Source organism: Paenibacillus sp. GCM10027627, assembly GCF_042675505.1.
In the GTDB taxonomy this organism is placed as follows: domain Bacteria; phylum Bacillota; class Bacilli; order Paenibacillales; family Paenibacillaceae; genus Pristimantibacillus.
The window spans coordinates 45037-57093 of the sequence record NZ_JBHTHB010000003.1 but is presented as its reverse complement, the minus strand read 5'-3'; the positions used below and the strand labels follow the sequence as shown (position 1 = coordinate 57093).

Here is a 12057-nt window from a genome sequence, read left to right as displayed (position 1 = left end):
GAGTGCGAGGAAAGGAGGCTGTTTAACGGACATGAATGTACTGGAAGTCGAAAGATTGGCTATTTGGCAGGAGAGCTCCGGCCGATCGCTTGTGCATGACAGCTCCTTTTGGCTTGCGCAAGGAGAATGTTTGGCTATTGTCGGCGAGAGCGGAAGCGGAAAGTCGTTGACATGCCGGGCGCTTCTGAGGCTGAATCAAAAGGGACTTTCCCAGTCAGGGCTGATCGCCATGAACGGAGTCGATCTGTCAAAGCTATCGGACAAGGAAATGAGGCGGTATAGAGGACGAAGGCTTTGTATGATTATGCAAAATGGAATGAGCGCGTTTGATCCGTCGCGCCCCGTCGGCTCTCATCTGAGAATGACGTTGCGCACGCATTACGATTGGAGCCGCTCCGAAATGGAAAATCGGCTGCGCTCCTCCATGACAAGCGTAGGCTTTCGGAAACCTGACGCGGTTATGCGCCGCTACCGCCACGAGCTTTCGGGAGGGATGCTGCAAAGACTGATGATTGCGCTGGCCATTGCTCTGGAGCCGGAAGTCATTATTGCCGATGAGCCGACGACGGCTCTCGATGCCGTCACGGCGTATGAGGTGACCGAACAATTTGTGCGGCTGCGTGAGCGTTTGGGGAGCTCTATTCTATTTGTGTCGCATGATTTGGGGGCGGTAAAACGTATTGCGGACAACATGCTCGTCATGAAAGACGGCGCGATCATTGAGCGCGGCGCGGTACGCGACATTTTTAGCGGAGCCCGTCACACCTACACCCGCGAGCTGGTTTCCTCCAAGGAGAAGGTAAGCCGCCATTATAGCCGTCTTATGGGAGGTGCGGATGTTGCTGAAAGTGGAGAGAGTTTACAAAACGTATCGGCAAACCGGCTGGGCGGGCAACCGTCGTCAAGTGCTGAGAAATATAAGCTTTGAATGGAGACAGGGAGAAGTTTTAGGAATCATTGGCGGCAGCGGCAGCGGCAAATCGACGCTTGGGAGATTGCTGCTTGGCATTGAAAGGCCGGATAGCGGCTCTATCAGCTATAACGGGAAACCAATAACAGATCGAAACGTCCGGCTTGGATCCGTCGGCGCCGTTTTTCAAGACTATACGTCTTCCATTAATCCGTTTTTTACGGTGCGTCAGGCGATTATGGAACCGTTAAGACAATTAGGGAAGACAAACGGCACTTTTGATTTTGGGAAGCTGCTTAGAGCGGTTGGGTTAAGCGAGTCCTACCTGCCGAGATATCCGCATGAATTGTCCGGCGGAGAGGCGCAGCGGGTTTGCATAGCGCGAAGCATTGCCGCGCAGCCCTCTTGCATTTTGCTGGATGAGGCGATCAGTTCACTCGACGGCACGGTGCAGATGCAAGTGCTGGAATTGTTGAAAGAGTTGAAAATGGCCTACAACATGGGCTATATCTTCATTACTCACGATATACAAGCTGCAGTTTATATGTGCGATAGGATTATGATCATTCACGGCGGTGAAATAGCGGAGCTTATCGAAACGGCGGAGCTTAAGCACGCCCGGTCTGCGCATGCCATGGAACTGCTAAGCAAGGTTCTATTATAGTCCACTTTCAAGGAAACCGAGTTTACTAAGCTAGTAGAAAAGGAGTGCAGGCCGTGAAAGGTGCGTTATCCTGGCCGTTTCTGCGGCTGTATGTGCTTACGCTGCTTTATTTTAGCGCCAATTCGATTTTGAATGTGATTATTCCTTTGAAGGGAGCGGCGCTAGGAGCGTCCAATACGACGATTGGCGTTATTATGGGAGCTTATCTGCTGACAACGATGGTTTTCCGGCCATGGGCCGGCAGCCTGATTCAGCGTTATGGTCCGATTCGGGTACTGCGTATGTTGCTGGCCTTCCATGCGGCTGCGCTTCTGCTCTATACGTTTACCGGTCTTGAAGGCTACTTTCTGGCTCGTGTGCTGCAAGGCGTTTGCACCGCTTTCTTCTCGATGGCACTGCAGCTTGGCATCATTGACGCGCTGCCTGACAAGGATCGTTCTCAGGGCATCTCCATGTATTCTCTGTGCTCTTATATGCCAGGCATATTCGGGCCGCTGCTGGCGATAGGCATTTGGCAGACGGGGGAGCCGGGCGTTTTCGCCGTATGGATGATTGCGATAGCGGTATTGACGGGAGCTGTAGGGTTAACGGCCCGTATTGGGCAACCGCAGCAGGAAGAGGAGAGCCGAGGCGCAGCGCCAATCTCTGGAGCGGCAATGGTAAAGACGATAGGCCAGCTCGCGAGCAATCCGCACTTGTTCAGATGCGGCATTTTGATGCTGGGCGCTTCGGTTGCCTTCGGAGCGATTGCTGCCTTCGTTCCTTTGTATGCTCAAGAGATTCAGGGGGGGAGCGCAGCCATCTTTCTTATGACGCAGGCAGCGGTTGTGGTGGCTGCGAGATTTGTGCTTCGCTCCCGCATTCCGTCGGACGGAAGGTGGCGCTCCTCATTTGTCGGATGCATCATGCTGCTCTCCTTATTAGCTGCACTGGCCGTCAGCTTCTCCTCGAACGCGGGTGCGGGTTTATTTTATACCGGGGCGATCCTGCTCGGCATTGCCCAGGCGCTTCTTTATCCGACGCTGACCACCTATTTAAGCTTTGTTCTGCCGAAGTCGCAACGGGGAACGCTTATCGGCTTGTTCATAGCGACGGCCGACCTTGGCGTATCACTGGGAGGGATCGTAATGGGACCGGTCGCAGACTGGAGTTCATATTCAACCATGTATTTGATTTGCGCTATTCTAATCGCGTCGGCATCGGCGGTTGCCATTTGGAGAAAGCCCTATGAAATGAGAAGCGAAGCAATCGATTAGAATGTTGGCGAAGGCGCAGTAACGACTACCGAGTCAAAATAGTGCACGTGAGAGTCAGAATTGTGTCCTGTTTCCTGTCCCTTTTTACTTCATAGTAGTTGGAAAAGGGACAAAGGAGTGGCGGCAATGGAGATCAGACACGCAGTTCACCCTCGCGATGTTCGGCATTACGGAACAGAGGAACTAAGAGAAAATTATTTGGTAGAAAGCTTAATGATAGCAGGCAGCCTGAAGATGTGTTACTCTCACGAGGATCGTATGATCATGGGTGGCGCCGTACCTCTAGCTGAGCCGTTAAAGCTTGCGGCAGGGGATATTTTAAAAACGGATTACTTTTTGGAGCGCCGTGAAATTGGCATCATTAACGTAGGAGCGCCGGGATCTGTTAAAGTTGAAGGCGAAACCTATACATTGGCGGCAAAAGACTGCTTGTATATCGGCCTAGGCCATAGAGAGGTGACCTTCCACAGCGATGACGCAGCAGCGCCTGCTAAATTTTATTTGGTATCTACGCCTGCTCATCGAGCTTGCCCGACACGCAAAGTTGCGATTACAGATGCAGCACCAACCCATCTCGGATCGATCGCACAGTCGAATGAAAGAACCATTTATAAATATATTCATGCGGAAGGGATTGAGAGCTGTCAGCTTATGCTGGGAATGACCTTGCTTGCTCCTAACAATATGTGGAATACGATGCCGGCACATATCCATGATCGCCGCAGTGAGCTTTATTTCTATTTTGATATGGCGGAAGAGGGGCGTGTGTTCCATTTTATGGGCAAGCCGGAAGAAACGAGACATCTGATTGTCAAAAACGAGCAGGGCGTTATTTCTCCGGCATGGTCGATTCATTCCGGTGTCGGCACAGGCAGCTATTCTTTTATTTGGGCGATGGCAGGGGAAAATTATACGTTTACCGATATGGATGTTGTTGATATGAAGGTACTGAAATAAGAAAAGGAGTTGCTGACATGAGCGGATATATGGGGCCATTTTCGTTGGCTGGCAAAACAGCGCTTGTCACAGGCGCCGCCTCCGGCATCGGTCAAGCGATTGCGGTCGGCCTTGCTGAAGCGGGAGCGAACCTTCTCCTGCTCGGGCATCGCAGCAATATGGAAGAGACCGCTGCCCGGATTGCCGAGACGGGAGGGAGCTCGCAAGAGGTCATTATCGACCTGAGCGATCTCGATAACATCGCAGAGAGCTACCGGCAGCAGGTAGGCGACAAGCAGGTTGATATATTAGTAAACAATGCGGGAATCATCTGGCGCGAGCCTGCTTTGGACTACGATCAAAGCAAGTGGCATGAGGTGCTTAACGTCAACTTGCATGCCGTGTTCCAGCTCTGTCAGCTCGCTGGCCGCGGCATGGTGGACCGCAAGGGGGGCAAGATCATTAACATTGCTTCTCTGTTATCGTTTCAAGGCGGAATTTTGGTGCCGGCTTATACAGCGAGCAAGCATGCGGTTGCCGGCATTACAAAATCTTTGGCTAATGAATGGGCTTGCCACAATGTGCAGGTGAATGCAATTGCCCCAGGCTATATTGCAACGGCCAACACGCAAGCAATTCGTGACGATGCCGCCCGCAATTCATCTATTGTGAGCCGTATTCCGGCCGGGCGCTGGGGCGATGCCAGCGATTTGGCGGGTGCAGCCGTATTTTTGGCATCTGCAGCTTCGGATTATGTGAACGGACATATTCTCGCTGTGGATGGAGGCTGGCTGGCGCGCTAGCAATAGGATTATAGGTAAAATACTGTCATCATATGCGAGATAGGAGAAGGGAGGGCGAGTTTTCAGCGGTAGCTGTGGACTGGCCCTCCTTTTTTAAAACAATCAAACCATAGAGGAGAATGCAACAGTGTCTAAACATATTAGCAAAAATGAAAATTCGCCTCGATTTTTTTGGTCCCCTGAATCCCGGGATTTTATTGCAAAAGCATGCCTGCAGCGCTGGCCGGAGGAGGCAGCGGAAGTGATGAGAAGAGCGGAATTGGCCGCATCGGGCACATTCGTATTTACATCCCGTTGGGATATGGAGCCCTGCCCGGAAGAAATCTCATTTGCGAGTGGAATGGACTGGGGGTATGTGCACAAAGGAGACGCCGAATGGACGTATATGCTCAATCGTATGGGTTATATGAAGGATCTTGGCCAGGCCTATTGGCTGACGGGAGATGAAAACTATGCACGCGCTTATATTTCCTTGCTCCGCGACTGGTGCAAACATAATACGCTCGGTCATGAAGAAATGGAGGCAAGCAAAGAGCAGGGCTTCCACATCAATTCGCGCTGGCGTCGAATTGACGCTTCGCTTCGTTTTACGAATTGGCTAAAGGGGTACGCTTGCGTATCCACTTCCGATGCATGGCAAGCGGAACGCGAGGAGCTGGAGCCCCTTCTTGCCGGGCAGGCGGAACGGCATGGCGCATTTTTGAGCATGGCCTACAATGCGTTTGATATACAAAGCAATTGGGGATTTATTTCAGCCAACGGACTTTACCAAATCGGAATGATGTATCCGTCGTTGGCCGAAGCGGAAAGCTGGAAAGCGACCGCAGTGAAGCGGATGGAGGAGATGGCCGCTTCGCAGCTGCCCAGCGATGGTTTTCATTCGGAGCAGTCGCCGCAGTACCATCATGAGGTGCTGCATCATCTGTTTGAGGCAGCGCTGCTTGGCAAGCTGAATGGCTCCATGCTGCCTGCTTTCCTTCTAAATAAGCTGGAGAGGATGCTCGACGCTTCTGTAGCGATAGCGACTCCAAGCCGCAGGCAGCCGATGCTCAGCGATAGCGACGATGTGGATGTTCGTGACAAATGGTGTCAGGGCGCGCTTTTGTTTGGGCGTAACGATTTAAAGGGGCTTTCCTATGATGAATTGGATTATGACAGCCTGTGGTATTTTGGGGCTGAAGGCGCCGCTCTTTATTCCAGCCTAACTGGCGAGCTGCCTTCCTATACCTCCACTTCACTCCAAACCTCCGGCTTAATGATTATGCGTTCAGGCTGGGGGAGGGACGACCATTATCTGCTTATGGACGGGGGCCATCTGGCTACTTCCGGTCACGGACATGATGATCTGCTCCATATAGAGCTTCATGGAGGAGGACGGGAGTTTCTCATTGATACAGGTCGTTATACGTACAAGGAGGGGGAAGAGCGGCAGTATTTTAAACCGTCTCTTCAGCACAACACGTTATCGGTTGACGGGCTCGCGGCGACCGCTTATATCGATACATGGACATGGGGGCGTCCGGCAGTGCCCACAAATGCACAGTTCATAAGCAATCACGCTTACGACTACGCGGAGGCGGGGCATGACGGCTACTGGGGGCTTGATTCCCCTGTAGCTGTGAGCAGACAAGTTATATATATCAAGGATGATTACTGGATACTTGTAGATACTTTTTGTTCTTCAGGGGAGCATCGCTATGGGGCCCACTTTCATTTTGCGGAGCATACACCGCTTCTGCATAAGAAGGATAAGGGGCTCATCGTTACTGCTTTCGACCACGGCACCAATCTGTTTCTATTAGCCGCAGGCTCTGCATCAGCGATAAAGGAAGAGAAGTGCTGGATTTCAAGACATTACAATGAAAAAACGTTGTCTCGCAAAATAATAGTAGGGGCTGAGTCAGAGGCGGAAGGCGCGTATACAACTTTAATTACGGTGCTTGGCTTCTTTACCGGCTCGAAACAGCCGGACATAGCGGTTTTGCCGCTGGAAGTTTGCTGGAAGAATGAGCATCGGCTTCCCCCAGAGCGGGCGATCGGCTTTGCCGTGAAGAGGGGCGACGGTGCTACGGACAACGTAGTCATTTCCAGACAAGGACCGCAGAGCTATCAATTTGCCGGTCATCAGATGACGGGAGAAGTGCTGTGGGTACGCGAGCGGGAGGGAATGGAAGATCAAGCTTGCGTCATGAAATAGCCTTACTATTTGAGTTCAATGAACGATCTTATCGACAGGTCAAAAAAATGCACGTTTCAGTCAGAATTGTTGCCTGTTACCCATCCGTCTGTGCCGTAATATAAGTCTACAACAAGGCCGATGAGGTGAGAGCGATGGAAGTAAGCAAACGAACAACGGAAGCGAGAGCGGCTTCAAGCCGCCGATACTGGAGCAACAGCCGCAAGGAAGCTCTATTCGGCTGGCTGTTTCTTGGACCGGAATTGATCGGAATATTATTGCTGTATGTTTTCCCTGTTTTTTTCTCTCTTTACTTAAGCTTTAGCGAGTGGAACTTGATGGGAGGGCTATCAAGCGTAAAGTTTGTCGGACTTGATAATTTTAAGGAAATGCTGGCGGACGAAAAGGTTCATATGGCATTGCGCAACAACTTGATTTATACCGTAATGACGGTACCGATCGGCATGATTTTATCCTTGATTCTGGCAGTTATTATTCACAATCGCGTGTATTTCCAAAGCTTTTTTAAAGTGGCATTTTTTATTCCGTACATTTCTTCTATTATTGCGATTGGCGCCGTATGGAGCGCGCTATATCATCCGTCAGAGGGGCCTATTAATCGCTTTTTGATGTCGGTCGGCATTCAGGAGCCGCCAATGTGGCTGGCAGACCCGGACTTTTCGCTATTATCGATTGCCATTATCGCGATTTGGTCAATTGTAGGCTATATTATCATCATTTATCTGGCCGGCATGACGAATATTCCCGATGAAATGTATGAGGCAGCCAGCATAGACGGTGCAAGCAGCTTGCAAAAGTTTTATAAGATTACACTGCCGCTGCTTGCACCAACTACAACGTTTCTATTTATTACATTGCTGATCGGATCCTTTAAAGTATTTGATCTTGTGGCATTCCTCACAGCAGGCGGGCCGTTTAATTCATCGACGGTGCTCGTATACCGGATTTACGAGGAAGGATTCCAAAATTTCCGCATGGGGTATGCGTCAGCCTTGTCCTGGCTGCTCTTTATGATTGTGGGAGTGCTTACTTTACTGACATGGCTGTTCCAAAAACGCTTTGCACAAGACTAGGGAGGAGGCGTACCAATGCATACGAAAAAAACAAAGCTCGTAAAGCTCATATCGACGGTGTTGATGGGTGCCTTCTCGGTTATCTTTCTAGTGCCGCTCATTTGGATGATGTCTGCCGCCTTTAAATTTGAGAAGGATGTTATGTCTTTCCCGATCCAGTGGATACCTCAGCAATGGAATGTAATCGGGAACTTTAAAGCGGTATGGATGGAAAATGTGCCATTCTACCTGTTCTACTTCAATTCATTAAAGTTGTCCATTATGATGACATTGGCTACTATGGTCATATGCTCCATGGCTGCATTTGCTTTTACAAAGCTTCACTTTAAAGGACGAGGCCTCATCTTTGGCTTGCTGCTTTCCTTTATGATTATCCCGGAGCAAGCCACTTTAGTGCCGCGTTTTCTATTGATGAAGTGGTTAGGCTTGTATAATACGCATACCGGTCTAGTCGTAATGGGAATGTTTTCGATCTACTTTACGTTTCTAATGCGTCAGTTTATGGCGAGCATTCATAACGATTTTATCGAAGCTGCCAAAATAGACGGCGCCGGTTATTTCACGATCTTTTGGAAAATTATTTTACCGCTGTGCAAACCGATTTTGGCGACGGTGGGCATTATCAAATTTATTTGGACCTGGAACGATTACCAAAATCCGCTGATCTTCCTGCTGGATAAGAAGCTGTACCCGATCACGCTTGGCATTCAGCTGTTCCGCGACGATTATGCGGACAATTTCGCCGTTCTGATGATGGCCTCTTTATCCGCCATTATTCCGCTCGTCATCGTCTTTATTTTACTGCAAAAACATGTCATTAAAGGCATTTCGTTAGGCGGTGTAAAGGGCTAGCTCCAAGGCCCTTCTCCTTCTTTTAAAAAGTCAAATCATTGCACGAAAAGAAGCAAATTGTACACACCGCACTGCAAGGGCCAATTATATAATCATTAATGTAATCGCTAACAACTGCTTACAAAAGAATCCTCAGGGGGAATGTAACATGAAAAAGCAATGGACAGTACTGCTATGCGTAATGCTGCTCGCGGTTTCGGTACTTGGTGCCTGTTCTTCATCCTCAAGCTCGAAAGGTACGAATTCGCCAGCATCGCCAGAGGCAACGAATGGAACCGATTCACCATCTAAAGAGAAGGTTACGATTAAATATTTTAACTGGGATAACGAGGTGCAGGCTCAAACAACGGCTAAATACATTGAACAATTTGAAGCGGAAAACCCGAATATTAAAGTGGAATCCGTAGCGCTTGTACCGGGAAATTCCTTGGAAACGATGAAGAAGCTGGATTTCCTTGTCGCATCTGGGGAGCAGGTTGATCTGATCGCATTCCCGAACACGACCGAGCTATTTACACGTGCGCAAAACGGCGTATTGGCTCCTTTGAATGAATTTTATACAGCGGACGGCATTAAGCCGGATGAAGAATATATGGTTAATCCAAAGATGAAAGACAATTATTACGGCATTCAGACAAATGCAACGACTAACTTTATTTTGCTGAACAAAGACGCGCTCGATGCAGCCGGACTAGCGGTGCCGAAGGCTGACTGGACCTGGGACGACTTCCGCGAATATGCGAAGAAGCTGACCACGGATCAAAACGGCACTAAGCAATACGGAGCTTATTTCCATAGCTGGCCATTGTATATGAACCCGGTCGCTCAAGTGAATATGCGTCATCCGTTCTTGACGGAGGAAGGAAAAACAAACTTCTCTGATCCATCTTTTAAATCCTTCTTCGACCTGCGTCGTGCGATGGAAAAGGAAGACAAGTCGGCCAAGCCGTATTCGGACGTCATTGGAGCGAAGCTGGCATACCGTACAGAATTTTTTGACGGCAAAGCCGCTATGATGCTTACAGGAAGCTGGATGATTTCCGAAATCGGAGATACGACAAAGTATCCGCATACGTTTAAAACTGCGGTTGCTCCGGTTCCATTGCCATCCAAAGGAGCCGATCCTTCCGTTTATATTGGCGGCAACTTCTTGTCCGTGGGCGAGACCTCCAAATACAAACAGGAAGCGTATAAGTTTGCCCGCTTTATCTCTACCAATCTGAGCGAAGCGCGCATTGAGCTGCCAGGCTGGAGAAAAGGCGACGCAAAACCGATTGTAGAGCGCATGATCGGCGAGAACAAAGAGCTGTACGATGTAGATTCCTTGATGTATACGTTATTTACAGATGAAATTAAGCCGTTGCCTGCTTCTAGCGTAGTCGTATCTTATGATAAAGAGCTGGATCAAATTTTGACCGACGGCTTTAGCAAGTTTATTCTTGGCAGCCAGTCATCCGATGAAATTCAAGCCTGGATGGTAGACGAAGCCAATAAAGTGATTCAGAAAAATACGAAATAGGAAAGGCGCGCTAAGCAGCGCCAGGGAACATCTATAGGGTGTTCCCTTTTCCCTTTCTTCTCCCTGTTCATTGAAAAGCCAAGCCCATATAATGTAGAGCAGAGAGGAGGATGGGGATGAAGCTGCTTCAATTTTCTTATTACAGGCGCATCCAGCTTTCATTTCTGGCCTTGGTGCTGCTGCCCATTATTGCGGTTTCCCTTCTGTCGTTTCATATGACGAAGGCTACTATTATCGACAAGATACTTACCTCCAATCAAGGAACGCTCAATGTGATGGGCCGGGATATTTCAAAGACGGTGGACGATCTTGTATTCGCTTCGGATTTTATGATTCAGGATCTGACCTTGCGTCCTCGCTTACAATACTTTTCTCAAATGAGAGGTATTGAAAACTATACGGATTACGAGCAGTATACAGCTCTGAAGGACAAGTTCAGTCCCATTTCAATGAAGGCGCTGAACTCGCAGCTGCATATGTTTCTAGTCAATCCGAAAGGGTTTATTATTCCCTCGTTGGAGAGCCCCGGAGGAATGGCTTATCTCGGGAAGCACTGGGATCAAGTAAAGGTGCGCCTCGATGACACGCTGCATAGCCGGGTCCAGTGGCTGGGGATGGCGCATGATGAAGGAAGCGACGAAAATACGTATTATTATGCTGCGCGAGCCATTCGAGACAACAGCACCAACGAGTTTTTGGCAGCTATTGTGATCGGCATTAACAAGCCCTATTTTGAAAATTTGTTTGCCCAGACGAATGAGGGATCTTTTGTTCTGCAGGATGAGAACGGGGATTATATTGCGGGCGACGCCTCTCTTTTGAAGCGCGAGCAGCACAGCTCCGTTCGGAGCGAAGTGACGATTTCCAGAACAAACTGGCGGCTGGTTTACGATATTCCAGAAAAAAATGTCGTTGGCCAAGTGTCCAAAACGTTTTATACGAGCGCATTTTTGATCGTTGTATTTGTTGCTTGCTTTTACTTATTGTCACTGCTGATGGCTAGAGGCTTGCATCGTCCTATCCGAAAGTTGGAAGCGGTTGCAAAGAAGTTTGGAGAAGGCAATCTCAAGGTGCGCTTCCCAGCGAAGGGCAAAGATGAAATCAATGAGCTTGGGAGAACGTTAAACGATATGCTGGATCGGATCAACCAGCTCATCTCCGATATCGAACAGGAGCAGGAGCAGAAACGGGTTATGGAGATGCAGGCGATTTTTTCTAAAATTAGACCGCATTTTTTGCTGAATACGCTAAACTCGATCAAATGCAGCTTAGCTTTGCAGCAAGACCGCAAGCACAGCATGAAGATTGACGCTTTAATGAGCTTGCTGCGCGCGTATATGAAAGTTCATGAGCCGTCGACTTTAAAAAAGGAATGCCAGCTGCTGCTTCATTATATTGAAATTATGGAAATGCGCAATGATAAACAAATACAATGTGTGATTGATATTCCAACGAGTTTGGAAGAGGCGAGTATGCCAAAGCTTCTGCTTCAACCGCTCGTGGAAAACGCGATTGTCCATGGCTTTGCTGACCTGGAGGAGGAAGCTTGTATTTGGATCGAGGTCCGCTTACAGGTACGTGATGAGGTAGAAAGCATTCGTCTAAGGCTTAAGGATAACGGGACGGGAATGCCGAAAGAAAAACTTGCCCGTTTGAATAGTCTGCTGACGCCGGAAGAGGCTGCGCAGCATGCTTCTTATGAACGAGTAGGCTTGGTTAGCGTATACCAGGGCTTGCAGTTGGCCTACGGTTCAGAGGCTGCCATGCAATTGTCGATCCTGCCCGAAGGCGGGATAATGGCGGATATGACCATTCCAATTAAGGATAGCCGCAGCGGATAGGAGGCG

The 12057-nt window shown here is 49.2% G+C and carries 10 protein-coding genes; all 10 read left to right on the top strand.

All coding sequences use genetic code 11. The annotated features are described in order from the left end of the window. Window positions 1-31: 31 nt before the first annotated feature. The 10 genes from cntD (at window position 32) to ACFQZE_RS11960 (ending at window position 12051) form a co-directional block, all read left to right on the top strand. The gene (gene cntD / locus ACFQZE_RS12005; RefSeq protein ID WP_379357147.1) at window positions 32-928 is read left to right on the top strand and encodes a staphylopine uptake ABC transporter ATP-binding protein CntD; all 897 of its coding nucleotides are present in this window, start codon (window positions 32-34) and stop codon (window positions 926-928) included. Then, window positions 840-1574, top strand: a complete 735-nt coding sequence (locus tag ACFQZE_RS12000; RefSeq protein WP_379358192.1) for an ABC transporter ATP-binding protein — start codon at window positions 840-842, stop codon at window positions 1572-1574. The genes cntD and ACFQZE_RS12000 overlap by 89 nt, the downstream gene beginning before the upstream one ends. A gap of 53 nt (window positions 1575-1627) precedes the next feature. After that, a complete protein-coding gene (gene cntE, locus ACFQZE_RS11995) occupies window positions 1628-2830 on the top strand; it encodes a staphylopine family metallophore export MFS transporter CntE (RefSeq protein WP_379357145.1) in 1203 nt (400 codons plus the stop codon). Between the two features lie 126 nt (window positions 2831-2956). Beyond that, window positions 2957-3787 (top strand): 5-dehydro-4-deoxy-D-glucuronate isomerase, encoded by an 831-nt coding sequence (gene kduI / locus ACFQZE_RS11990; RefSeq protein ID WP_379357143.1) that lies wholly within the window; start codon window positions 2957-2959, stop codon window positions 3785-3787. A 17-nt stretch (window positions 3788-3804) separates the two neighbouring features. Next, entirely contained in the window at window positions 3805-4569 is a 765-nt protein-coding gene (gene kduD / locus ACFQZE_RS11985) for a 2-dehydro-3-deoxy-D-gluconate 5-dehydrogenase KduD (protein ID WP_379357141.1), read from the top strand. A 127-nt stretch (window positions 4570-4696) separates the two neighbouring features. Beyond that, window positions 4697-6766 (top strand): alginate lyase family protein, encoded by a 2070-nt coding sequence (locus ACFQZE_RS11980; RefSeq protein WP_379357139.1) that lies wholly within the window; start codon window positions 4697-4699, stop codon window positions 6764-6766. Between the two features lie 134 nt (window positions 6767-6900). Next, a complete protein-coding gene (locus ACFQZE_RS11975) occupies window positions 6901-7839 on the top strand; it encodes a carbohydrate ABC transporter permease (protein WP_379357137.1) in 939 nt (312 codons plus the stop codon). A 15-nt stretch (window positions 7840-7854) separates the two neighbouring features. Continuing rightward, entirely contained in the window at window positions 7855-8691 is an 837-nt protein-coding gene (locus ACFQZE_RS11970; protein ID WP_379357135.1) for a carbohydrate ABC transporter permease, read from the top strand. A gap of 148 nt (window positions 8692-8839) precedes the next feature. Further along, complete coding sequence (locus ACFQZE_RS11965) at window positions 8840-10210, top strand: ABC transporter substrate-binding protein (protein ID WP_379357133.1); 1371 nt, start codon at window positions 8840-8842, stop codon at window positions 10208-10210. Window positions 10211-10326: 116 nt separating this feature from the next. Next, window positions 10327-12051 (top strand): sensor histidine kinase, encoded by a 1725-nt coding sequence (locus ACFQZE_RS11960; protein ID WP_379357130.1) that lies wholly within the window; start codon window positions 10327-10329, stop codon window positions 12049-12051. Window positions 12052-12057 lie beyond the last annotated feature (6 nt).

What these genes read in the sequence shown, in the direction of transcription:
- cntD (WP_379357147.1), top strand. Translation starts at nt 32, where the DNA reads ATGAATGTACTGGAAGTCGAAAGATTGGCTATTTGGCAGGAGAGCTCC.
- kduI (WP_379357143.1), top strand. Translation starts at nt 2,957, where the DNA reads ATGGAGATCAGACACGCAGTTCACCCTCGCGATGTTCGGCATTACGGA.
- kduD (WP_379357141.1), top strand. Translation starts at nt 3,805, where the DNA reads ATGAGCGGATATATGGGGCCATTTTCGTTGGCTGGCAAAACAGCGCTT.
- ACFQZE_RS11975 (WP_379357137.1), top strand. Translation starts at nt 6,901, where the DNA reads ATGGAAGTAAGCAAACGAACAACGGAAGCGAGAGCGGCTTCAAGCCGC.
- ACFQZE_RS11970 (WP_379357135.1), top strand. Translation starts at nt 7,855, where the DNA reads ATGCATACGAAAAAAACAAAGCTCGTAAAGCTCATATCGACGGTGTTG.
- ACFQZE_RS11965 (WP_379357133.1), top strand. Translation starts at nt 8,840, where the DNA reads ATGAAAAAGCAATGGACAGTACTGCTATGCGTAATGCTGCTCGCGGTT.
- ACFQZE_RS11960 (WP_379357130.1), top strand. Translation starts at nt 10,327, where the DNA reads ATGAAGCTGCTTCAATTTTCTTATTACAGGCGCATCCAGCTTTCATTT.